Source organism: bacterium, assembly GCA_024226335.1.
Taxonomy (GTDB): domain Bacteria; phylum Myxococcota_A; class UBA9160; order SZUA-336; family SZUA-336; genus JAAELY01.
Window position 1 is genome coordinate 1 of sequence record JAAELY010000016.1, and the last position, 22448, is coordinate 22448.

Genomic DNA, 22448 nt, shown 5'->3' on the forward strand with positions numbered 1-22448 from the left:
CGAGCGGCGCATTCCGACCCGCAGACTGCCGGGCGGACGGAGTCACGAACTCTCTTACGCGTACTGAGTCCAGGGAACGGGTCAGATGGCCTGCTCCGAGAAGACCTGCGGACTCGAAAGGCACATTCTTCGGACCACAACTCAAACCATCGGGCCTCTGCGGTCGATGTGAGCTGGTGATCGACTCCCGACTGGGCAGATCGATGTACGGATAGAAACCGCTCCGGCCCCGGTCGTCCAGGCGATCCGTTGACCCGCTTTCTCGAGCGAGCGATGCTCCCTCCGTGGCGACACCCGAGCGATCCAGGAAGAGCTGCATCACGCCCGAGGGCGTCAAGAGGCTCCAGGCGGAACTCGAACGCTTGTGGAAGACCGAACGACCGCGGGTGACACTCGAGGTCCAGGAAGCGGCAGCGATGGGCGATCGCTCCGAAAACGCCGAGTACATCTACGGCAAGCGCCGCCTGCGGGAGATCGACAGTCGGATCCGTTTCATCCGCAAGCGCTTTGATCAACTCGTGGTCGTGCAACCCGGAGAGGTCGATGAGGATCGCGTGTTCTTTGGCGCGTGGGTCACTCTCGAGCCCGAGCAGGGTGAGACGGTGCGCTACCGGCTGGTGGGTCCCGACGAGACCGATGTCGAAAACGGGCTGATCAGCATCGAGTCGCCCATGGGGCGGGTGCTGGTTGGCAAGGAGGAGGGCGAGGAGGTCATCGTCCGCCGCCCAGCGGGTCCTGCGAGCTTCACGATCCTGGAGATCGACTACGCAGGCGAGGCTGACGCGCCGGGCGCGTTTGGCTAGCCGTGCCCACTCATGTCTGCTTCCCGGGTGGTCGATAGAGCCATGAAAGGCCAACGGCGCCAGCAAGGTCCCGAGAGGTCGGCTATCTTGGTACGGTCAATCCGCGGAAGGATGAGATCTTTGAAGCTCACAAGCCTCGTTTCAGCACTGATTCTGGTCTGCGCACTCACGTTGCCGGCTTCCGCGAAGCCTCGCTCGGACTACAACCCACGCCATGCCGGACACCCGCTGCGGGTCGTGGCCTATGCCCTCCATCCGGTCGGTGTGGTCCTGGACTACCTGATCTTCCGCCCCGCCTGGTACATCGGCGGGGTCGAGCCGTTCCGCACTCTCGTGGGTCGCGATCTCGAAGAGGTTCGCGACGACGCTGAGCCGATCCAGCCCTAGGCTCCCGCGCCACTCCTTGCGGGTTGCGCCAAGGGAATGGTATGTTTCTTGCTAGGGGCGGAAAGTTCCTCCCCCGCGAGTCGGTTCCGGTACCCCCGGTCGGTTCGCTCCGAGCTGTCGGCAGGCGTTCCTGTCCGGCAGGGGAAGAGACATCGCTTGCAGATCGGGAACACACTCCAGGCCGTCGCTGTGCGGCTCCTCTCCGCAATCGCTTGCTGCGCCCTGCTGGGCTGTGATTTGGGGCGCGACGCCGATCTGGCGGCCCTGGCGGGCGACCTGAGCTTGCCGCCCGCGCAGTTGACCGGGGTGGTGTTCGAGGGCTACGCAGCTGGAGCTCGAGACCTCCTGATTTCGGCGGCGACGGCCGAGGTCGATTCCAGTGGCGGCGTCGCGAGGCTCGAAAAGGTGATGATCCTGTTCGCCCAGGAAGAGCGAGGTCGAACACGAATCACGGCGCCCCACGCCGAATTTCGACTCGACAGTGACGACTTCCTGCTGACCGGCGGTGTCGAGGGCACGACGCAAGACGGAGATCGCTTCGTGACCGACGAGGTCCGATATGAACACGAACGGCGCAAGCTGTACTCGAGTTCGGGGGTGCGTGTGGAGCGGGAGAACCTGAAGTTGAAGGCTGACGGTATGGAACTCGACGTGGCCACGCGCAGTTTGAAGCTCACCGGCCGCGTGCAGGCGAACATGAACGGGGGCTCCTAGTGCGCACACTCGTCTCCCTCCTGTTCGTCTCCGCCTTCGCCCTGGTGGTTCAGGGCCCCGCGCATGGCCAGGACAAGACCTCTCCGGGCGCGGAAAAAAACACCGGCGAAGCCGCTGCGCGTCTGGGATTCGAAATCGCTCGCAATTCACCGCTCGAGATCAAGTCGAAAGAACTCGAGTTGATGCCCGATCAAGGTGGACAACGGCGAGTGGTGTTCAAGGGTGGTGTGAGAGCGACCCAGGCCGATATGAGCTTGAGCTGCGACTGGGCAGAGGCGGTCTACCAGAAGACGGGGAGCGGCCAACCCGATCGCATAACCGCAGGCGGAAATGTGCGCATCGTTCAGGGCGCCAATACCGCACTCTGTCACAAGGCAGTTTTGGACAACCTCGCCTGTACGGCCTTGTGCAAGGGAGGTATGGCCCGGGCCGTGTTGCAACGCGGCGACGATGTCGTAGAGGCCGACGAGATCTTCTTCGATCTGTGCGAGGGCCTGGTCCGGGCAAGTGGGGGAGCCACCGTCCGGGTGAAAGGCGAAACGGCGAGCGAGTGAATCCCACCCTTCACGCTCACGATCTCTGCAAGAGTTTCGCGGCGAAGGAAGCCGTGCGAGACATTCGCCTCGCGGTCGCGCCAGGCGAAGTCGTTGGGCTTCTTGGGCCCAACGGTGCCGGTAAGACGACAACGTTCAACATGATGGTCGGGCGCGTACGCCCCACGGCCGGTTCGGTTTTTCTGGGTGATGAGGAAATCACCAAGATGCCGATGTATCAAAGAGCCCGTAGGGGAATTACCTATCTGCCGCAGGAACCGTCCATCTTTCGCAAGCTAACGGTTGAGGAGAACATTCTGTCGATTCTGGAGACGCTGCCGATCTCCCGCTCCGAACGCCATGTTCGTCTGGAAAGGCTCATGTCCGAGTTGAACCTCACGGCCAAGGCGAAGCAGAAGGGCGCGACACTGTCGGGTGGAGAGCGCCGACGCGTGGAGATCACGCGCGCACTGGTTCTCGATCCGTGCTTCATGCTGCTTGACGAACCGTTCTCGGGTATCGATCCGATTGCAGTGATCGACATCCAGAAAATCATCTCGCAGTTGCGCGAACGCGGCATCGGTATCGTGATTACCGACCACAATGTGCGCGAGACACTTTCGATCTGTGACCGCGCTTCGATCATCAAGGACGGACGCATCATCCGAGAGGGAACCCCCACCGAGATCACTGAGGATCCGACGGTTCGCGAAATCTATCTCGGCCAGAACTTCCGGATGTAGATCTCATGGCGCTTGATCTCAAACTTCAGCCGAAGCTCAGCCAGACTCTGGTCATGACGCCGCAGTTGCAGCAGGCGATCAAGCTTCTGCAGCTCTCGCGCCTGGAACTCCAGACCACGATCCAGCAGGAACTCGTCGAAAACCCCGTTCTCGAAGAGGTCTACGAAGAAGAGAGCGACGAGAGCGGTGTCGACGATACGAGCAAGCCCGAATCCGACGACACTCCGGCACCGGTCGAAGAGGCTCCCGCGCCCGAAGCCGAGGCTCCCGAGCCTACGACGGATGACATGGTGGGAGACGTCGACTGGGAAAACTACATGGAGTCCCAGCCGCAGACGAGTCTCTCGCGGGCCGACGACGAGCGGCCCCCGCTTGAATCGACCCTGACCGAGGGTGCGTCGCTGACCGATCACCTGATGTGGCAGCTCGGGTTTTCCGATCTCGACGATGGGGAACTCACGGTCGCGACCCTGATCGTGCACAACCTCAATGACGATGGGTATCTCGAAGAAGATCTCGAATCGATCGCCGAGACCGCCAATATCGCTCTGGACAACGCTGAAAAGGTCTTGATGCGCGTGCAGCGACTCGATCCCGTCGGCGTCGCAGCGCGTTCGCTCTCGGAGTGTCTGCTCGTGCAGATGCGCGTCGTGAACCTGACTGACAAGCTCGTGTTGAAGATCACCTCCGAGCATCTCGATCTGCTTCAGCGCAAGGACTACCGCGCGATCGGCCGAATCGAAGAAGTTTCAATCGAAGAAGTGGCCGAAGCGGCGCGTACGATCGGTAGCTTCGAACCCCGCCCCGGACGTCGGTTTTCCGGTGAAGATCCGGTGTACATCACACCGGATATCTACGTTCACAAGATCGCCGATGAGTATCACGTCGTTCTGAACGAGGACGGCATGCCGAAGCTGAAGGTGAGTCCGGCGTACCGCGAAGTGTTGGTCCGGCGCGATGGCGAATCGAAGGACACTCGCGAGTACGTGCGCGAGAAGCTGCGATCAGCCGTCTGGTTGATCAAGTCGATTCATCAGCGCCAGCGCACGATTGTGAAGGTGATGGAGTCGATCATCCGCTTCCAGCGCGACTTTTTCGACAAGGGCCAGGAGTTCCTCCGGCCTTTGAATCTGCGCGACGTGGCCGACGACATCGGCATGCACGAGTCGACCGTGAGCCGGGTGACGACGGCCAAGTACGCGCAAACGCCGCACGGCGTATTCGAGCTGAAATTCTTCTTCAATTCGAGCATCCGAACGGGTGACGGCGACGGGATCGCGTCGGAGAGCGTCAAGGAGAAGATCCTCCAGATCATCAAGTCCGAGGATCCCCGCAAGCCGTATTCTGACCAGAAGCTGGTCGAGATCCTCAAGAAAGCAGAAATCCACATCGCGCGGCGGACGGTAACGAAGTACCGCGAGGCACTGCGTGTTCTTTCTTCGACAAGGCGTCGGCAGATCGGCTAGACTCGCCGCCCTTTTCTGGTACCCGGCATGAAGCTGACAGACATTCTCGTTCGCGAAGCCTGCCTCGTCGATATGAAGGCGAGAACCAAGAAAGAAGCTCTTCGGGAGCTCGCGGATGGGCTCGCGGCCGAGGTGAAGGATCTCGACGCGGCCGAGCTTCTCGACATGCTCCTGGAGCGAGAACAGCTGGGTACGACCGCCATGGGAGACGGAATCGCGATTCCCCACGCCCGCATGGAGTCGTTGGATCGCCTGCTGGCCAGCTTCGGCCGCAGCCGAGAGGGAATCGACTTCGATTCGGTGGACGGCGATCCGACGCATATGTTCTTTTTGCTGGTGGCCCCTGGCCGCGAAGGCAGCACCCATTTGTTGACGCTCGCACGGCTTTCGAGACTGCTCACCTCCGAAGAGTTCCGCTCGCGGCTGCTGGAGATTCCTTCCACCGACGATCTGTTCAAGGCGATCGAGGAGGAGGAGTCGAGGCTCTGACCTGTTCGCAGTCGCCACCGGTGCGTATTCACGGAAGCCTGGTCGAGGTGGCGGGGCTCGGCGTGCTCCTGCTCGGCGGAAGCGGAATCGGAAAGAGTGAAGCGGCACTCGAACTGGTGCGCCGTGGGTACCTTTTTGTCGCCGACGATGTGGTCTTGATCAAGGCCGATGAAGACGGTCAGCCGTGTGGATCGAGTCCCGAACTCGTGCGGCACTACATGGAGTTGCGCGGCATCGGGATCATCCATATTCCGAGCCTGTTTGGAGAGGAAGCGGTCCTCACGAGCGCGCGAATTAGGCTGGCGGTCAATCTTCAGAAATGGGGATCGGGTGAAGTGGATCGGATCGGACTGGAGCAGCGCAAACAGGACGTAGCCGGGTTCGAGATCCCCGCGCTAAATCTCCCCGTCGCACCTGGGCGCAATCTGGCGACGCTGATCGAGGTAGGTGTGCGCAATTATAAACTTCAGCAGGACGGCTCCAGTAGCGCGCGAGATCTGGACGAGCGAATTCGCGAACAGCTGCGCAGGGGGCGCCAGTGACGCGCAGCCGAAATCCCGAACTGGTCGTGCTTTCCGGCATGTCGGGTGCCGGCCGTACCACGGCCATGAAGGCGCTCGAGGACCTGGACTTCTTCTGCGTCGACAATCTGCCCGTTGTCCTGCTCGATCGTTTCGTCGACCTGTTCGGCGAAGGTACGGACCGTCTGGCGGTGACCGTGGACGTGCGCGAGCGGGATTTTCTCGAGGATTTTCCCGCTGTGCATACCCGCCTGCGTGAACGCGGTGTGCTGCGAGATCTGATCTTCATCGATGCGTCCGACGACGTGTTGCTCAAGCGCTTCAACGAGACGCGCCGCGCCCATCCTACGCGCGGTTCGGGATCGCTCCTCGAAGATATCGCCCAGGAGCGGGATCAACTGGCCGCGATGGCGGCTCGTGCCGATCAGATCATCGATACGACACATATGAGTGTGCATGAGCTCAAGCGCACGATCACGAGGATTTTCAGCGGAGCGGCGCGGACCGGGCATCTCGAGGTCGAACTGGTGAGTTTCGGCTTCCGCTACGGCGCGGCCGGGACCGCCGACCTGCTGATTGATGTGCGATTCCTGCCGAATCCGAATTTCGAACCGGAGCTCTGCGCCTTCACGGGACTGGATCCGCGGGTCTCGAGCTATGTGCTCGATGATCCGAGAACAGCCGCGTTTCTAAAGCGGTTTTTTGGATTTCTGGACTATATGATCCCCCTCTACGAGGAGGAGGGGAAAGCGTATCTGACGATAGCGATCGGCTGCACCGGCGGTCGACATCGCTCGGTGGCTGTGATCCAGGCTCTGGACCGCCACCTTCGAGAACGTAATATCGGGGTCCGGGTGAGTCACCGGGACATCACCCGAGGAGAGGCAAAATCTTGATCGGTCTGGTCATACTTTCCCACTACCATCTGGCAGACGAGCTTCTGGGCGTCCTGCGCCTGATCGTCGATGACATCGAACACGTTCACGCGGTCGGGCTCGACCCCACGAAGACTTCACCCGAAGACATGCGTTCGCTGCTCGACAAGGCGATTCGAGGAGCCAATACAGGCGATGGCGTGCTCGTCCTCGTCGACATGTTCGGTGGAACACCGTCGAATCTGGCTCTGTCGTTCATGGAAGAGGATGAGGTCGAGATCGTTACCGGTGTGAACATGCCAATGCTGGTCAAAGTCGCTCGCACTCGAGAGGGCACGACGATCCACGCGCTTGCGGAACTGGCTCGCGACTACGGACGGCACAATATTTCGGTGGCAAGCGACGTACTCGCCGGGCACGAGGGTGAAGTCTCCGGTGAGTAAGGTCACTGGCGACTGTGAGATCTGCAACGAACTCGGACTGCACCTGCGAGCTGCGGCCGCTTTCGTGAAGCTGGCAGAGGGTTTCAAGAGCACGGTGACCGTCGAACGCGGCGTTGCATCGGCGAATGGCAAGAGCATCATCGCGCTCGTGACTCTGGCTGCTCCCAGGGGTACGAGCATGCGTGTCAGCGCGGAAGGACCCGATGCGAAAGAAGCGGTGAACGCGCTCGTCGGACTCGTACAGGATCGGTTCGGGGAAGACGCTTGAGTTCCAACGGGAACGACAGACGCGGAATCCCCGCGTCACCGGGTATTGCAATCGGGCCCGCCTACATCCTGCGGCGCGAGCGCCTGATCATTCCTGAGCACCACGTTCGTCCTGACCACGTCGAACTCGAAGTCGAACGCCTGCAGGAAGCCTTCCGCGAAACCCGCGCGCGTCTGGAAGAGATCCGGGACGGCATGCAAAGTACGGGGCTGGTCGGCAGCATCTTCGACGCGCAGTTCCTTTTCCTGGAAGATCCCACACTCCTCGATCAGGCGATCCAGAACATTCGCGAACACCAGCTCAATGCCGAGTGGGCGTTGCAACGCGAATTGCGCCGCCTCGAAGCCATGTTCGAGTCGATGACCGATCCGTATATCCGAGAGCGCGCGGGCGACGTCGGGTTCATCGTGCGCCGCGTCCTTCAAGTCTTGATGGGCCGCGAACCCGAAGGGCTGGGCAATGCACCCGCGGGAGTGATCGTGGTCGCCGAAGACCTCTCGCCCGCTGAGATCGCGCAGGTTACTCGAGACGGCATCGGTGGCATCGCGACCGAAGCGGGTTCGCGCACCTCGCACGTGACGATCATGGCGCGTAGCCTGGAGATCCCCGCCGTTGTCGGTGCCGGGCACGATCTAGTACCCAACGTCAACGATGGCGTGACGATGATCGTCGATGGTCGTTCTGGCCGTGTGCTGCTCGATCCCGATCCCGATACGATTGCGGAGTACCGCAAACAGCTGGCCGATTTCCGCGCGATGACGCGCGAGCTATTGCGCTACGTGAATCTTCCGGCCGAGACCAATGATGGCGTGAGCGTGAAGACGCTCGCGAACATCGATCAATCCGACGAGATTCCCGACGCGGTGCGCTACGGCGCAGAAGGCATCGGACTGTTCCGTACCGAGTTCCTGTTCATGAACCGTCCCGACCTGCCGAGCGAAGAAGAGCAACTCGCCTCGTATCGCGAGATCGTCGAAGGTATTGCGCCGCACGGGGCGGTCATCCGCACGCTCGATCTGGGCGGCGAGAAGGTGCCTTCGGGCCTGGAACTCAGTGAGGAGCCCAATCCGGCGCTCGGCTTGCGGGGAGTGCGCATGTCGGTGAGTCGCCCGGAGTTGTTCGAGGTCCAGTTGCGCGCCCTGCTTCGCGCGAGCCAGTACGGCAAGCTGAAGATTCTTCTGCCCATGGTGTCGGGTCTGGCGGAAGTCCGCTTCGCGCGCGAAGCGCTGGAGCGCACCAAGGCGCAGTTGATCAAAGAAGGGGTCGCGATCGATCGCGAAGTGCCGATGGGCGTGATGATCGAGACACCGGCGGCCGCGATGATCGCCGACCTGATTGCTCCTCACGCGGGCTTTCTGTCGATCGGTACCAACGACCTGGTCCAATATACGCTCGCGGTGGACCGGACGAACGAGCAGGTGGCGTATCTGTACGAACCCCTGCACCCGGCCCATTTGCGCATGATCCAGCGCATTTGCCAGGCCGGAAGGCGCGCGGGAATCGTGGTCGGAATGTGCGGCGAAATGGCGGGCGATCCGCTCAATTGCTGGATCCTGCTGGCGCTCGGAATCGGCGAAATGTCGATGGCGCCGTTCTCGATCCCGCTTCTGAAGAAGATTCTTCGGGATTCGACCGTCGTGGAGGCCCGAGCTTTGCTCTCGGAAATCTGGCCGCTGGATAGCGCTGCCGCCATTCGGCGCCAGGTAGAAGCCGGAATGCGGCGCAGATTTCCTCTGGAGTTTGAGCGAATCGCTCTGGAGGGGTAGGATTCGCGGCCAATGATCGGCCCCCCGACTGTCGGAGCCGGTTGCGACCGGGCAGACAGATTCCGCCCGGTCCTGGCGAAGTTCCCGAAGAGGCAAAGGGGAAAGCTCTCATGGCACGAAGATTCTTCACTTCAGAGTCGGTCTCGATGGGCCACCCTGACAAGCTGTCCGATCAGATATCCGACGCGATTCTCGATGCGTATCTGGAAGGCGATGCCAATAGCCGGGTGGCCTGTGAAACCCTGGTCAAGACGGGCTTCGTCTGTGTCGCAGGCGAGGTCACCAGCGAGGCAACGGTCAAGATTCCCGAGGTCGTCCGTCGGGCGGTGCTCGATGTCGGTTACGACGACGCGGCCATGGGCATCGACGGTGCGGGCTGCGGGATTCTGGTGGCGCTCGAAGAGCAGTCCCCCGATATCTCGCAGGGCGTGACAGAAGGCGAGGGCCTGCACAAGGAGCAGGGGGCCGGTGACCAGGGAATGATGTTTGGTTTCGCGTGCGATGAAACCGAAGAGTTGATGCCGCTGCCGATCACGCTCGCGCACAAGCTGATGGCGCGTCACGCTGAATCGCGGTTTTCCGGGGAACTGGAATTCCTGCGTCCCGACGCGAAATCCCAGGTCACCGTCGAGTACGACGGTGACCGCCCGAAGCGGATCGACGCGATCGTGCTCAGCACGCAGCACTCCGAAGACGTCTCCTATGAAGACCTGAAGGCGCGGGTCAAAGAAAAGATCATCGACCCCGTGCTTCCAGGCGATCTGGTCGACACCGAGACGCGCTTCTTCGTCAACCCGACCGGTCGTTTCGTCGTCGGTGGTCCGCACGGGGACGCTGGACTCACCGGTCGCAAGATCATCGTCGACACCTACGGCGGGATGGGTCGCCACGGTGGCGGAGCTTTCTCGGGCAAGGATCCGACCAAGGTCGACCGCTCGGCCGCTTATGCATCCCGTTGGGTGGCCAAGAACCTGGTCGCGGCAGGGGCGGCTCGTCGCCTCGAAGTCCAGGTGTCGTATGCGATCGGCGTCGCAGAGCCGGTCTCGATCCTGGTCGATACCTTCGGAACGGGAAAGGTCGACGACGATTCGATCGTGCGCGCCATCCGCAAGTTCTTCGACCTGACGCCGCGGGGCATCATCGATTCGCTCAACCTGCGCCGTCCGATCTATCAACAGACCTCGTACCACGGCCACTTCGGCCGCACCGGCGACGACTTTACCTGGGAAGGCACAGGCCTCGCAGACAAACTGCGCAGCGATCTGGGCATCTGACGGCGCTGCGCGCCACGGGAGACACCATGCACGAGACCGAAAACTACAAGGTCGCCGACCTGTCCCTGGCCGAGTGGGGCCGGAAGGAAATCCGCCTGGCCGAGCACGAAATGCCCGGGCTCATGGAACTGCGCGAACGCTACGGCGCCGCCCAGCCACTAAAGGGTGCGCGCATCATGGGCAGTCTGCACATGACGGTGCAGACGGCCGTATTGATCGAAACCCTCGTGGATCTCGGGGCCGACGTCCGCTGGGTCAGCTGCAATATCTTTTCGACGCAGGATCACGCCGCGGCCGCGATTGCAGTCGGTCGCGATGGAACGGTCGACAACCCCAAGGGTACGCCCGTGTTCGCCTGGAAGGGCGAGACCCTCGAGGAGTACTGGTGGTGCACCGAGCGCGCTCTGATGTGGCCCGACGGAAAGGGTCCCGAGATGATCGTCGACGACGGAGGCGATGCGACGCTGCTGATCCACAAGGGCACGGAGTTCGAAGCGGACGGCAAGGTTCCCGAGTTCGATGAGGAAAATGATCCAGAAGAATGGGGCGTGATTCTCGGACTGCTGCGCTCCGAGCAGCAGAAGAATTCGAAGCGCTGGACCGAGGTCGGTCAGGCGATGAAGGGCGTGAGCGAGGAGACCACGACTGGGGTTCTGCGCCTCTATCAGATGGAGAAGAACGCTTCGCTGCTCTTCCCCGCGATCAACGTCAATGACTCGGTGACCAAGAGCAAGTTCGACAATATCTATGGTTGCCGACACTCGCTGGTCGACGGTCTGGACCGCGCCACCGACGTGATGCTGGGCGGCAAGGTCGCAGTCGTGTGCGGTTTCGGCGAAGTCGGAAAGGGCTGCGCGCAATCGTTGCGCGGTCAGGGCTGTAGGGTGATCGTCACCGAGATCGATCCGATCTGCGCGCTACAGGCCGCGATGGAGGGCTACCAGGTCTCGACGCTCGACGATGTGATCGGTCTCGCCGATGTGTTCGTCACAGCAACGGGCAACTTCAACATCATCACCGCCGATCACATGTCGCGCATGAAGGACAAGGCGATCGTCGGCAACATCGGGCACTTCGACAACGAGATCGAAATGGCCGGCCTCAAAAAATTCAAAGGCATCCAGAAGATCAACATCAAGCCGCAGTACGACGAGTGGTTGTTCCCGGACGGTCATAGCGTGATGGTTCTGGCCGAAGGCCGTCTGCTCAATCTCGGTTGTGCGACGGGTCACCCGAGCTTCGTCATGTCCGCTTCGTTCGCGAACCAGGTGTTGGCGCAGCTGGAGTTGTGGACGAACACTTCGCAGTACGACAAGAAGGTCTACGTGTTGCCGAAGCATCTGGATGAAGAGGTCGCGCGGTTGCACCTCGATCATCTGGGTGTGCGACTCACCGAACTGACGCAGGCTCAGTCCGATTACCTCGAGATTCCCATCGAAGGTCCGTACAAGCCCGATAGTTATCGTTACTGAGTCGCGTCGACGAGTCCCCCGATCCTGGGTAACTCGTTGACTCAGCACGCCTTTTTTGCGATACCTCCGACCCCCGGGGCTTCCGCCCCGGAGTGGGGAGGGACTTGGGCTGCTCTAGCAAACCCGTGAGGTCACCGGTCTGGTTCAACGCGTTCGTCGCGGGCCTGATTGCCTCGATCCCGGTCACGCCGGAGACGGCGCTGGCCGAGGTGATCGTGCGTGTGCGGATCGCGGAGGATGTCTCTTCCGTCTCGCTGGGCGGGGAGGCCCTGCGGATCGCTGAGCAGGCCGTGAGCGCGGAGCAGGTGCTCGCTTCGGCGGGTTCCGGACTGCTGAGAGTGGGGCCGATTCTGAGCCGCACTCCGATCACGGTCAGATCGCGTAACCGTTTGAAGATCGACGGGAAACCCGCAGAGGGTGAAGTGTTGCTGATTCCCCGCGCCGATGCAGGAATGGATGTGGTCAGCCGGGTTCCCCTGGAGACCTACGTTGCTCGAAGCGCGGCCAGCGAGGTCTACGCAGACTGGCCGATCGAGGCCCTGAAAGCGCAGACCATCGTGGCGCGCACCTACGCCCTGCACGAGCGGCAGCGCAATCGCGAGGCGGGGCACGACGTGGATGCATCCGTGATCTCGCAGAAATACGAAGCGGGGCAGGTCTCGCCCCGGCTGGTAGAAGCGACACGCACGACCGATGGTCTTTACCTGAGCCATCGAGACGGCCCCATTCTCGCGGCGTTTCACGCCTCTGCGGGCGGACACACGGCCTCGTCACAGGAAGTCTGGGGCCAGGCACTTCCGTATCTGAAATCCGTCCGTTCGCCCGACGATGACGCTCCTCACTTTTTCTGGAGCTACGAGATCGAGTTGAAGGAGTTGCAGGCCGCTCTGAAGGACGCAGGCTATCCGGGTCTGGGCAATGGTGTCGCCCGTGTCGTCTCTCTCTCCCAGAGCGGGCGGGTCCGCGAACTCCAGTTCGGCGAGGTGCGACTCTCCGGTCGCGAACTGCGTCAGGTTCTGGGCGGAGGAGCGATTCGCAGCACGATGTTCGAGGTTCGAGTCGACGGTTCCAGCGTGCGCTTTCTCGGCAGTGGCTCCGGTCACGGAGTAGGCCTCTGCCAGTGGGGAGCGTATGCGATGGCACTACAGGGAAAGACCCACCGAGAGATTCTGGCTCATTACTATCCCGGAACCGAACTGCTGCGACTCGACTCGTCGCGCGCGGATTCGGCCGGATGGAGCGCGCTTCATTGAAAACACCACTCATCGCCCAGTTAGACGTCACTCCGGGGGGGCAATCACCCGCCGAACCGCAAGGTGGCATCCTCGGCAGCCCGCTTCTGTTCATCGTGGCGATGCTGCTGATCATGTACGCCCTGATCATCCGCCCCCAGCAGCGCAAGGAAAAGGAGCACAAGACCATGCTCGCCCAGGTTGCGAAAGGCGACGTGATCGTGACCTCGGGCGGAATTCACGGCAAGGTCACCGGCGTGACGGACGATGTATTGACGGTGGAAATCGCGAACAACGTCAGGGTCAAGCTCAACAAGAGCGCCATCGGGTCGCGTGTTTCGAGCAACGGAGATAAATCATGAGCCTTCGGGGCCGGAGCATTCTGGTCGGGATCATCGTCGTGCTGATGGCGTACCTGGCCGTTCCGAGTTTCTTTTCGCAAGAGCAGCGCGACGCCAGCCCTTTCCTGCGGGATCGCGCCGTACGACTCGGGCTGGACCTGCAGGGCGGCATCCACTGGTTGCTGCGCGTCGACGATCAGGTGGCATTCAGGCAAGAGGCCGACTCGATCAAAGGCGCAGTCGAGGCGCTGGCCAAGGAGCGCGGCATCGAGTTGACGGCGGCCGAGGTCTCCGAGGAGGGATCGATCGAACTCAGCGGCGATGGCGCGGCGCTGAAGTCGCTGCTCGACGAGCAATTCCGCGACATCGACGTGACCCAGAACAACGGTAGCCTACAGATCGAACTCTCCAGTCAGCGCCGGCAAACCGTGCTGAAGACGGCGGTCGATCAGTCGCTCGAGGTCCTGGACCGGCGCATCAACGGACTCGGCGTGACCGAACCGGTGATCGCGCCCCAGGGCGAAGGTCGCATCCTGGTGCAGATGCCCGGCGGTGAAGTCGATCCGGCCACTGCGCGAAAGATGCTCGATCGGACCACCTTCCTGGTCTTCCACAAGGTCGAAGCCTTTGCGGCCAACGAGGAGCTTCTGGAAGCGCAGTATCCCGACGGTCTACCCGCCGACACCAAGATCGTCGTCGAACTCCTGGACAGTGGCGATCCCAATTCGGTAACCGAGGCGTTGCTGGTGCCGAGCGACCCCGTCCTCACGGGCCTCATGCTCCAGGACGCGCGCATCGGATTCGATCGCCGCAATCGCCCGATCATCCTGTTCACCTGGAACGCAGAAGGAACCCGCATCTTCCGCGAGTTCACCGGCAATAACGTTGGCAACCGGCTCGCATCGATCATCGACGGCAAGGTGATCACCGCGCCCACGATCCAGGGGCGCATCGGCCGCAACGGTCAGATCACGGGCAGTTTCACCCGCGAGGAGGCGGCCAATATCGCCGTATCGCTGCGCTCGGGCGCCTTGCCCGTACCGCTGAAGATCGAAGAAGAACGCACCGTCGGTCCGCAACTGGGTGCCGACTCGGTCAGTCAGGGAGCGCAGTCGATCCTGCTCGGCGGTGCGCTCGTGATCGTCTTCATGCTCATCTACTACAACAAGTCCGGACTGCTGGCGAACACCGCGTTGATCGTGAACCTGACGATCATCATCGGCTTGATGAGTCTGGCGGAAGCCACACTCACCCTGCCGGGCATCGCGGGGCTGGTGCTCACGGTCGGAATGGCGGTCGATGCGAACGTGATCATCTTCGAACGCATCCGCGAGGAACTCCGCACCAACAAGAACACGCGCAACGCCATCCAGATCGGTTTCAAACGCTCAGCGTTGACGATCATGGATGCGAACGTCACGACCTTGATCGCGGCGATCGTTTTGCTCTACTTCGGGCGCGGTCCCGTACAGGGCTTTGGTGTAACACTGGCGATCGGGATCATTTCGAGTGTGTTCTGCGCACTGGTGGTCACACGCCTGCTCTTCGACCTGGCCTACACACGCAACCCCCAGACGTTGAGGATCTGAAATGGAGCTGATCAGTCCCGGAACCAAGATTGACTTCGTCGGGCAGTCGCGCGCCTTCTCGATCGTTTCTGTGGCCGTCGTCGTCGCCGCACTCGTGCTGATGCTGGTGGCGGGGTTCAACCTGGGGATCGATTTCAAGGGCGGCACCGTGGTGCAGGTCCACGTCGCCGAGGCGGCGGGCGCGATCGACGAAGGCCAGGTGAGGGCGTCGGTGAGCGAGGTGGGCTTTCCCGATGCGGTCATCACGCGCTTCGGTTCTGTCGAAGACAGGAGCTTTCGCATCAGCCTGCCGATCTCCCACGAGGAAGACCGCGATCTGGCGATCAATCTCGCCGGCCAGTTGACCGAACTCCTCGGCGGTGAAGTCAGCGCGCCCAGCGTCGAGTCGATCGGCCCGCGCGTGGGAGAGGAACTCCGCCAGGCCGGTGTTGGTGCCATGTTGCTGTCCTGGGCGTTGATCCTGATCTATATCTGGTTCCGTTTCGATCTTCGCTACGCGCCGGGAGCCGTCGTTGCCCTGGTGCACGACGTCATCATCACCGCCGGCGTCTTCGTGCTTTTTGGCTGGGAGTTCAATCTACAGGTGGTCGCGGCTCTGCTCGTGGTCATCGGCTATTCGCTCAACGATACGATCGTCATCTACGATCGCATCCGCGAAAACCTGGGTATGCGCGGCGCGACCCATCTGGACGACGTAGTGAATCAGAGCATCAACCAGACGCTCTCACGTACGCTCCTCACTTCTCTGACCACTCTTTTCGTGATCGTCGCGATCCTGTCTCTGGGCGGTCCCGTGCTGCGCGACTTCGCACTCGCGCTGCTAATCGGCATCGTCGTCGGAACCTACTCGACCGTCTACGTGGCCAGCGCCATGCTCATCTTCCTGGAGCGTCGCTACCCGCCCCAGACTGCGGCCGCATAGGGTTTTCGGCCGGGCCTCTAGGCCTTTCCGCGACTTCTGAACTCGAGGTGCCCATGGTGTTCGCGCGCCTGCGCGAGCGCCGCCTCGATGCGTTCGGCCAGTGCGGTTTGATCGTTCCAGATGTAGCGTTCCCGCTCGACTTCGCGAAGATCTCCACAGGCGAGCAGATCCTGGATCCATGAGCAGGCTTCGTCGTGAGCCACGACCAGGCGATACGTACTGCTTTCGACCTTCCAGATCGGTGCGTGGTCTGTACCGCCCCAGGCGAGGTCCAGGGCGCGCATCGGCTCGCGGCGATGTTCGCTGAGCACCTTGTACATCATCGGTACGCGCTCGCTCAAGATCTCGAGATCGCGCATGGCCATTCGCTTCGGGTTTCGAAACACGATTTCGTGGCTGGGGTACGACTGGCACTCATCGACGTCCATGGAAAGGAGTCGTGCGCCGGAGCGAAGGTACTCGAGGATGCCGCAGTGCTTTGCGGGAATGCCGGCCATTTCGGCGAGTGTGCCCGGCGTTACCAGCGAGGTCGTCGCCGGTAGCCACATATCACCGGAGATGAAGTGGCTGCGGTCAACTAGCACGCACAGATGCCCCGGAATATGACCGTCGAAACGCAACACCTGTACGCGCCCACCGGCGAGTTCGATCGCGTCCTCCCCGGGGTCCAACTCCCGATCCACTCGAAGCGGACCCTCTTCCAGGCCTCCCATCGGTGAATTGTTCAGGTTTACACCGGACTTCTCCATCTGGGTCAGGTAGTGGCTTCGCAGTTGCTCGGTCAATCCGTCGAGATCCAGTTCGACCCCGCAGTCGCGGAAGAAGCCGGTCTTCGTTTTCAGGAAGTTCTCGCGCCGGCACAGGAGGGGGAAGAGCTTTGCCGTGTAGGGATGCGCCACGACCTCGACCTCGCCGTCGAGTTCTTCGACCGCGAGATGCCCGCCGGAGTGGTCGAAGTGGGCGTGGGTATACAGGACCGTGATGGGCCGATCTCCCGGCCTGCGACCTTCCGCACGGACAATCTCTTCGAGCACGGAGGGAAAGATCTTCCCCGCCGTCGTCCGGTAGCTCGTGTCGACTACGAGTATGGCTTCGGGCAGAGAGATGACGTGGCAGGCAACGGAGAACGAACTCGCGCCGACAGGGGGAGTGCTTTCGGAAAAACGCTCGTTCAGGTATCGAGCCGTGGGTGTTTCCTGAAGTTGCAGGATCAGTGAGAGAGGGCTCTTGACCGCCTTGCCCGAAGAGTCCGAGAAAGAGCCCGGAGAGGCGTCGATGCGATAGAGGCGCAGGCCACCGGGGCCAGCGGCCAGTTCTTTCCAATCGATCATCGAGGCTCCTCTTTGGAGTTTCAGACGGGGTGTTTCAGACGGCGCGGCGGTCGTCGGTCACAGGCAATCGCCTCAGCTCAGCAGGCGCTCGAAGACGGCGCGGACGCGTGGAGTATGGCTGGACAGGTTTTCGCCGGAGTCCGTCTGCAGCGCGTGGGCGGCAACGCTTGTGACCGCACCGATCAGTGACAGGCCGACCGTCTCGGGGTCGAGTCCTTCCAGACCGCCGGCTTTTTCGGCCTCCTGGCACTGGTCGACGACCCAGTGCTGGAACGCCGCGAGCATATTCGAGGAGGCTCCCATGTTCTGCTGAATTCGCCACGGGAGTCCGTTCGTTCCCAGCAGGATCATGCGCAATGCGCCCCGGTTCTCGTCGAAGCACTCGAGCAGCGCATCGATCAGGCCGAGCACGCGTTCGCGCGGGTCGGAGAGGTTGCCGATCCTGTCGCGAATGCCGTCTCGCATGTGCGCGGATGCGTCGCGGATGACTTCCTGGTAGATCTCGTGCTTGCCGTCGAAGAGCGCGTACGGGCTTGCCCGGGAGAGCTCCGCCGCAGCTGCGATCTCGGTCATCTGCGCGTCGTGGTAGCCCTTCGCGGCGAACACCGCGCTGGCGCCGTCGATGGCATCGCGCCGCCTGCGGTCCTTTTCTTCGGCCCCCCGGGTCTCGATTCCGATCAGTGATGCTGTGTCTGGTTCGGCTGGTGCTGCGGCTGTGCAGGCTGCTGCGGCTTGCCGGAACTGACTTCCTTCATCGTGATGGCGCCGTTGATGAGCGCGCCCTCGGTGACCAGCAGGCGCGGGGCCAGAACGTCGCCCTCTACGCGACCGGAATCGCGTACCTCGACGCGCTCGCTCGCGATTACGTTGCCGGCGACCTTGCCCACGATCGTGATCTGCTTCGCCGAAACCTCGCCCTGGACGTCGCCATTGGAGCCAATCGTCAGGTGGTGGTTCTTCAGCGAGACCCGCCCCTCGACCCGGCCCTCGATGACGGTGTCCTCGTCGCCAAGGACGTCTCCCTTGATACTGATCGACTTTCCGATGTTCGCCATGGTCGTTTCTTCCTTCATTTCGTGACGGGCTCCCTGAACATTGGATGTTTTGGACGGAGTGGGTGGCGGAGTTTCGCCATCTTCCCGCGCGGAGGGGCCGGTTTCGGCCGCCCGTGAACTCCCGGGCGCGACCGGATCCGGCCGGTTCTTCGGCGGTCCCTCGTCCTTTTCCTTTTTCCAGATGGCCATTTGGTCCTTTGGGGATGGCGTGAGAGTGCTCGCGCTCGTCCCCGCGGATGGGAAACCTATACAGGTTCCGCAGGGGGCTGCTAGCGAGTCGATTATCTTACATGCACAGGAATTGACAAGCGGCACCACGTGAGGCGCGCAGTCTGCCAGGGCATTCTGCTAGGGCATTCGACGCAACTCTTCTTCGACCTTGATTCCGCGGGATTCCAGCAGGCTGGACTGAGCGCGTTCGAGCGCACTGATCGCCACTGCGTAGCGTTGCAGAGCTGCGATTTCCTGTTGTTCTGCGGCCGCCAGGTCTTCTTCGACTTCGAGTACGTTGCGCGGCGTCGAATCGCCGAGTCGCAAACGCTCCTGCTCCGCTCGCAAACTCTCGCTGCGAGCGGCCACATTGCGCTCCGCCGCCTTCACCGCGTCGATCGCATTGCGCAGTTCGCGCACCGCGACCCGCACATCGATCGTCACGGTCTGCTCGCTCTGACGCAGCTGAGTCTTCGCGCGGCGAAACATGATCTTGCTCATGGAATAGCGAGAATCAGCTACGTCGTTTCCGAACGGAATCTCGATGCTCGCACCGACACTCCAGCTGTGCGCCCCGTCGTGGCGGAAGAACTTGTCGTTTGCGCTATGGCTGCCTTCACTGATTCCCAGACTCGAAGTCGCACTTGGTTTCGGGTCACCCGAGAGACCGTCCATCGAGTAGGAGGCGGAGGTGTCCAGCGCGGGCAGGCGCTGGTTGCGCGCGTACTTGAGCTGGAGGTCGGCGTCCTCGACGCGCTTGCGAGCAGCAGCGATCTCCGGTCGACGCTCGAAAGCTCTCTGGATCGCGGCCTCTGCATCGACCTGGTAGACCACGAAGGTCGGTTCTTCCGTGCGCACTGTCGTGACCGTGAACTCGCGGAAATCGGGCGCCAGGATCAGATCGAGAAGTGTGTCCTGGCCCCGCGTCGCGGCGTTGCGTGCGACGATCGCATCGAACTCGCGTTGCGCGACTCCTGCTTCGGCCTGCGCGACGCTCACCTTCGATACCACGCCCACCTCGTACTGCACCTGGGTTTGCTCCAGTACGGCGCGCGCGGTCTTTAGGCTCTTTTCGGCCACGGTTTCAGACTCGCGCGCCGCAGTCAGATCCCAGTACGCCGCCTCGACCTGGAATACGGTCTGATTCAGCAACGCGCGGAAGTCCTGATTCGACACGTCGTTGAGCACATAACTGCGGCGCACGGCGAGATCGCTAGCGCTCCAGTAGAAGCCGCGCAGCAGGGGAATCGTGATCTCGGTCTTCCACTGCGCGCGCCATTCCGGATCCAGCGCGTTGAAGCCCGAAGTCGTTTCCAGGCGATTGAGCGCGTACATGGATCCGTAGGTCAGGCCCCAGGGCAGCTGTCCCTGTAGACCGCCGTTGTAGGTCCACGTGTCCTCATCGATGGAACTTCCGCTTCCGAAGGCCGACTGGAGGTTGCTGGCCACCGGTTGTTCCGAGTGGCCGAACGACGCTCCGCCGACGAATTTCGGATCGAAGGCGCCTTTGCTCTCTTTGATGCCGAGCCGGGCGAGCGCCGGATCGGTCCGGCTTACCTGCAGATCCAGATTGTTCCGAAGGGCCAGTTCGATCGCCTCTTGCAGAGTGATCAGCCGATCGGAACCGATTACCTCTTCATCACTGATTGCGTGCGCCGGAGTGGTTCCGGCGAGGATCGAGACCAGGGTCAGGAGGGCGAGCGAGCGAATCATTCAGTGTCCCTTGTTGCAATACCGTTGAGAAAAAAGTCCAGGATCGCTTCCGTTTCGCGAGCCAGGCTAGGAGGGTCTTCTTCGCGGTAGCGAGCCCGGATAGTACCCCGAAGGCACTCCGCAAGGGTCAGGGCAATCCGCGCGTTCGAACAGTCTCGGAAGGTGCCTTCCGAGCGGCCCTGTTCGATGAATCGAGCGATGAAGTCGACGTAGGCATCGGAAGCCCGGTCGAACTCTCTTTCGAGGTGGGTTGCGCCTATGGGACCCGCGGTCGCTTGTCTCCCCACTGCCTGGAAGAAGGCTTCGTGTTCAGAGGAATGGCCCAACGCCGTTTCAATCAAGGCGCGCAGCTTTGCCCGTGAGCTTTCCACGCGATCCGTCGCCTCCCTGGAGTGCTCGATGATCTGTTCAAAGCTGCGCCGAACCACGCGTACGAGCAGATCTTCCTTGTTCTTGAAGTAGAGGTAGATCGTGCCTTTGGCAACACCCGCTTCTTCGGCTAGCCGCTCCATGGAGGTGTCGGGGATCCCGACCGCCTCGATGACACGCCGCGCCGCATCCAGGATCTCGGCTGCTCGGGACCCCTGGCCGGGCGTATCTTCGGGATTCGACGGTCGGGGATCGCTCATCAGTGCTCACCGCGTGGAGGGTTCGTTTGATCAAGCTGACCGCTAGCAGCTTAATCCGCCAAACCCATGTCGCAACCCGCCACCCGTGGTGCAGAGAATGGGTCCGGGGCTGTCGGGGGTTCTGATTGGGGTGGGAGACACGGAGCGCGGTTCTTGGAGTTGTCGAGAATCCTCAATTCGGCCTCTTCCCGCTCAGGCACATTCTCCGCACCACCTCTCTTTCTCCGCCGAAGCGCTAATCTCGGGCCTCCGATGCCGGTCGTCAGTGGTAAGATGTTGTGGCCGGGACGACCGGCGTTCCCGGGGGTATCGATGGCGGCAAGGGCAGAGTCTTCAGAGACCGCGAAGCGGCCGACTCGTCGCGCTGCGAAATGGCTCGGCAAGGTCGGGCAGCTGGCCGTCTACCCGGGGCACGGTGTGGCCGAGATCGAGGCGTTGCAGACGCGCGAGATCGGCGGCGAAAAGTGCGAATTCCTGGTTCTGCGCAAGCTCGAGGATGAATCGCGCATCCTGATTCCCACAGATCGCGTCGCTGAAGCGGGTCTGCGCGGAGTCATGAAGCGCAAGGAAGCGGATCAGGTCTGGGAGATTCTGCGGCGCCGGAAGTCGGGGCGCCGCAAGGCCATGCCCTGGAGCCGTCAGTTCCGCGAGTACCAGGACAAACTTCGGGATGGCGGCATTTTCGAAACGGCCGAAGTGTTGCGTGATCTTCTTCAGTTGCAGCACACGAAAGAATTGAGCTTCGGCGAGCGAAAGCTGTTGGAGAGCGCTCGCTCGCTCCTGGTGCAGGAACTGGCTGCGGCTGAAAACACCGGCACGGAGAAGATCGAAGCGGACATCCGCGCGGCCGTCGACTGATCGGGCATGCAGGCCGGTCGCAGCAGGCGAGAATCCCGGCGCCGCTCGACTATCGCAGCCTGAAATGTGGACACGGGTCGATTCCCGTTGTCGGAGCTATAGTGTGAGCATGAGCGTCGTCGCCCTGGTCCTGGGCGCTGGGCAGGGCACACGCCTGGCGCAAGGGATGCCAAAAGCCACCGTCGAGTTGGCCGGTCGCAGTGTGCTGGAGTGGAGTGCGGGCGCGCTCGGGCGCGCCCGCGATGTGGATGCCGTGCTGCCCGTGGTGCCTCCGGGTGCTTCTGGATTCGAAGCCCTGTCCGCGCGCTGGGACGGACCGGCGAAGCTCCTGCCCCCAACGCCGGGCGGAGCCTCGCGCCAGCAGTCGGTGGCGTGCGGGCTTCGAGCGGCTTGCTCGGTTTCAAACTTCGAATGGGTGCTGGTGCACGACGCTGCGCGCTGTCTGGTTCTGCCCGCAGACGCCGAAGCCGTGCTCGAAGCGGCGCGCAGCACAGGGGCCGCATTGCCTGTGATTCCCGCGAGCGATACGGTCAAACTCCTGGACGGCGAGCGCGTGGAGCGCACACTCGACCGCAGCACACTGGGTCTCGCGCAGACGCCGCAGGCGTTTCGCGTCTCGATCCTGAGCGAAGCTCTGGCCAAGGCCGAACGCGACGGATTTCTCGCGACCGATTGCTCTTCCGCAGTGGAGCGCCTGGGGGTCGAGGTCAGAACCAGCATGGGGCGATCGGGGAACTGGAAGTTGACCCATCCAGAGGATCTGCCCCGGGCCGAGGCGGTGCTTCTGAGCCGAGGTCAGGCGGAATGAGATGAG

General features: G+C 62.1%; 25 protein-coding genes. 20 read left to right on the forward strand and 5 right to left on the reverse strand.

Translation table 11 applies throughout. From position 1 onward, the window contains the following. Positions 1-284 precede the first annotated feature (284 nt). The 18 genes from greB (at position 285) to secF (ending at position 15838) form a co-directional block, all read left to right on the forward strand. Positions 285-803 carry a transcription elongation factor GreB gene (greB, locus tag GY725_00565; GenBank protein MCP4002661.1) on the forward strand — a complete coding sequence of 173 codons (519 nt, stop codon included), beginning with the start codon at positions 285-287 and terminating at the stop codon, positions 801-803. A gap of 120 nt (positions 804-923) precedes the next feature. Continuing rightward, positions 924-1190: a hypothetical protein gene (locus GY725_00570; GenBank protein MCP4002662.1), complete on the forward strand. Its 267-nt coding sequence runs from the start codon at positions 924-926 to the stop codon at positions 1188-1190. Between the two features lie 156 nt (positions 1191-1346). Next, on the forward strand, positions 1347-1904 hold the full coding sequence (gene lptC / locus GY725_00575) for an LPS export ABC transporter periplasmic protein LptC (protein ID MCP4002663.1): 558 nt from the start codon (positions 1347-1349) through the stop codon (positions 1902-1904). Next, positions 1904-2458, forward strand: coding sequence for a hypothetical protein (locus GY725_00580; GenBank protein MCP4002664.1), 555 nt, complete (start codon positions 1904-1906; stop codon positions 2456-2458). Before lptC ends, GY725_00580 begins: the two co-directional genes overlap by 1 nt. Next, positions 2455-3180 (forward strand): LPS export ABC transporter ATP-binding protein, encoded by a 726-nt coding sequence (lptB, locus tag GY725_00585; protein ID MCP4002665.1) that lies wholly within the window; start codon positions 2455-2457, stop codon positions 3178-3180. Before GY725_00580 ends, lptB begins: the two co-directional genes overlap by 4 nt. 5 nt (positions 3181-3185) lie before the next feature. Next, on the forward strand, positions 3186-4646 hold the full coding sequence (gene rpoN, locus GY725_00590; protein ID MCP4002666.1) for an RNA polymerase factor sigma-54: 1461 nt from the start codon (positions 3186-3188) through the stop codon (positions 4644-4646). 27 nt (positions 4647-4673) lie between these two features. Then, positions 4674-5135 (forward strand): PTS sugar transporter subunit IIA, encoded by a 462-nt coding sequence (locus GY725_00595; GenBank protein MCP4002667.1) that lies wholly within the window; start codon positions 4674-4676, stop codon positions 5133-5135. Positions 5136-5155: 20 nt separating this feature from the next. Then, positions 5156-5677: a hypothetical protein gene (locus GY725_00600; GenBank protein ID MCP4002668.1), complete on the forward strand. Its 522-nt coding sequence runs from the start codon at positions 5156-5158 to the stop codon at positions 5675-5677. Beyond that, a complete protein-coding gene (gene rapZ / locus GY725_00605; GenBank protein MCP4002669.1) occupies positions 5674-6552 on the forward strand; it encodes an RNase adapter RapZ in 879 nt (292 codons plus the stop codon). The genes GY725_00600 and rapZ overlap by 4 nt, the downstream gene beginning before the upstream one ends. After that, entirely contained in the window at positions 6549-6974 is a 426-nt protein-coding gene (locus GY725_00610; protein MCP4002670.1) for a PTS fructose transporter subunit IIA, read from the forward strand. The genes rapZ and GY725_00610 overlap by 4 nt, the downstream gene beginning before the upstream one ends. A gap of 19 nt (positions 6975-6993) precedes the next feature. Further along, the gene (locus GY725_00615) at positions 6994-7242 is read left to right on the forward strand and encodes an HPr family phosphocarrier protein (GenBank protein MCP4002671.1); all 249 of its coding nucleotides are present in this window, start codon (positions 6994-6996) and stop codon (positions 7240-7242) included. Beyond that, positions 7239-9008 (forward strand): phosphoenolpyruvate--protein phosphotransferase, encoded by a 1770-nt coding sequence (gene ptsP, locus GY725_00620; protein MCP4002672.1) that lies wholly within the window; start codon positions 7239-7241, stop codon positions 9006-9008. Before GY725_00615 ends, ptsP begins: the two co-directional genes overlap by 4 nt. Before the next feature lie 110 nt (positions 9009-9118). Continuing rightward, positions 9119-10282 (forward strand): methionine adenosyltransferase, encoded by a 1164-nt coding sequence (locus GY725_00625; GenBank protein ID MCP4002673.1) that lies wholly within the window; start codon positions 9119-9121, stop codon positions 10280-10282. A gap of 26 nt (positions 10283-10308) precedes the next feature. After that, positions 10309-11754 carry an adenosylhomocysteinase gene (locus tag GY725_00630; GenBank protein ID MCP4002674.1) on the forward strand — a complete coding sequence of 482 codons (1446 nt, stop codon included), beginning with the start codon at positions 10309-10311 and terminating at the stop codon, positions 11752-11754. A 125-nt stretch (positions 11755-11879) separates the two neighbouring features. Further along, positions 11880-13007, forward strand: a complete 1128-nt coding sequence (locus GY725_00635) for a SpoIID/LytB domain-containing protein (GenBank protein ID MCP4002675.1) — start codon at positions 11880-11882, stop codon at positions 13005-13007. Next, a complete protein-coding gene (yajC, locus tag GY725_00640; protein ID MCP4002676.1) occupies positions 12989-13348 on the forward strand; it encodes a preprotein translocase subunit YajC in 360 nt (119 codons plus the stop codon). Before GY725_00635 ends, yajC begins: the two co-directional genes overlap by 19 nt. Beyond that, positions 13345-14916 (forward strand): protein translocase subunit SecD, encoded by a 1572-nt coding sequence (secD, locus tag GY725_00645; GenBank protein ID MCP4002677.1) that lies wholly within the window; start codon positions 13345-13347, stop codon positions 14914-14916. The genes yajC and secD overlap by 4 nt, the downstream gene beginning before the upstream one ends. 1 nt (position 14917) lies before the next feature. After that, positions 14918-15838 carry a protein translocase subunit SecF gene (gene secF, locus GY725_00650; protein MCP4002678.1) on the forward strand — a complete coding sequence of 307 codons (921 nt, stop codon included), beginning with the start codon at positions 14918-14920 and terminating at the stop codon, positions 15836-15838. A 17-nt stretch (positions 15839-15855) separates the two neighbouring features. On the opposite strand, the gene GY725_00655 is transcribed toward secF, so the two are convergent. From GY725_00655 to GY725_00675, 5 genes are all read right to left on the reverse strand, one after another. Then, positions 15856-17169, reverse strand: a complete 1314-nt coding sequence (locus GY725_00655) for an MBL fold metallo-hydrolase (protein MCP4002679.1) — start codon at positions 17167-17169, stop codon at positions 15856-15858. Between the two features lie 72 nt (positions 17170-17241). Next, on the reverse strand, positions 17242-17775 hold the full coding sequence (locus GY725_00660) for a TetR/AcrR family transcriptional regulator (protein ID MCP4002680.1): 534 nt from the start codon (positions 17773-17775) through the stop codon (positions 17242-17244). A gap of 71 nt (positions 17776-17846) precedes the next feature. Next, positions 17847-18224 carry a polymer-forming cytoskeletal protein gene (locus tag GY725_00665; protein ID MCP4002681.1) on the reverse strand — a complete coding sequence of 126 codons (378 nt, stop codon included), beginning with the start codon at positions 18222-18224 and terminating at the stop codon, positions 17847-17849. A gap of 348 nt (positions 18225-18572) precedes the next feature. After that, positions 18573-20147 (reverse strand): TolC family protein, encoded by a 1575-nt coding sequence (locus GY725_00670; protein ID MCP4002682.1) that lies wholly within the window; start codon positions 20145-20147, stop codon positions 18573-18575. Further along, positions 20144-20776: a TetR/AcrR family transcriptional regulator gene (locus GY725_00675; protein MCP4002683.1), complete on the reverse strand. Its 633-nt coding sequence runs from the start codon at positions 20774-20776 to the stop codon at positions 20144-20146. Before GY725_00675 ends, GY725_00670 begins: the two co-directional genes overlap by 4 nt. 312 nt (positions 20777-21088) lie before the next feature. Between GY725_00675 and GY725_00680 the strand changes: the two genes are divergently transcribed. Next, entirely contained in the window at positions 21089-21634 is a 546-nt protein-coding gene (locus GY725_00680; protein ID MCP4002684.1) for a CarD family transcriptional regulator, read from the forward strand. Positions 21635-21743: 109 nt separating this feature from the next. After that, entirely contained in the window at positions 21744-22442 is a 699-nt protein-coding gene (gene ispD / locus GY725_00685) for a 2-C-methyl-D-erythritol 4-phosphate cytidylyltransferase (GenBank protein MCP4002685.1), read from the forward strand. Positions 22443-22448: the final 6 nt, after the last annotated feature.

Coding starts and splice junctions, on each gene's coding strand:
- rpoN (MCP4002666.1), top strand. CDS start 3,186: ATGGCGCTTGATCTCAAACTTCAGCCGAAGCTCAGCCAGACTCTGGTC.
- GY725_00595 (MCP4002667.1), top strand. CDS start 4,674: ATGAAGCTGACAGACATTCTCGTTCGCGAAGCCTGCCTCGTCGATATG.
- GY725_00625 (MCP4002673.1), top strand. CDS start 9,119: ATGGCACGAAGATTCTTCACTTCAGAGTCGGTCTCGATGGGCCACCCT.
- GY725_00630 (MCP4002674.1), top strand. CDS start 10,309: ATGCACGAGACCGAAAACTACAAGGTCGCCGACCTGTCCCTGGCCGAG.
- yajC (MCP4002676.1), top strand. CDS start 12,989: ATGGAGCGCGCTTCATTGAAAACACCACTCATCGCCCAGTTAGACGTC.
- secD (MCP4002677.1), top strand. CDS start 13,345: ATGAGCCTTCGGGGCCGGAGCATTCTGGTCGGGATCATCGTCGTGCTG.
- secF (MCP4002678.1), top strand. CDS start 14,918: ATGGAGCTGATCAGTCCCGGAACCAAGATTGACTTCGTCGGGCAGTCG.
- GY725_00655 (MCP4002679.1), bottom strand. CDS start 17,169: ATGATCGATTGGAAAGAACTGGCCGCTGGCCCCGGTGGCCTGCGCCTC.
- GY725_00665 (MCP4002681.1), bottom strand. CDS start 18,224: ATGGCGAACATCGGAAAGTCGATCAGTATCAAGGGAGACGTCCTTGGC.
- GY725_00670 (MCP4002682.1), bottom strand. CDS start 20,147: ATGATTCGCTCGCTCGCCCTCCTGACCCTGGTCTCGATCCTCGCCGGA.
- GY725_00675 (MCP4002683.1), bottom strand. CDS start 20,776: ATGAGCGATCCCCGACCGTCGAATCCCGAAGATACGCCCGGCCAGGGG.
- GY725_00680 (MCP4002684.1), top strand. CDS start 21,089: ATGGCGGCAAGGGCAGAGTCTTCAGAGACCGCGAAGCGGCCGACTCGT.
- ispD (MCP4002685.1), top strand. CDS start 21,744: ATGAGCGTCGTCGCCCTGGTCCTGGGCGCTGGGCAGGGCACACGCCTG.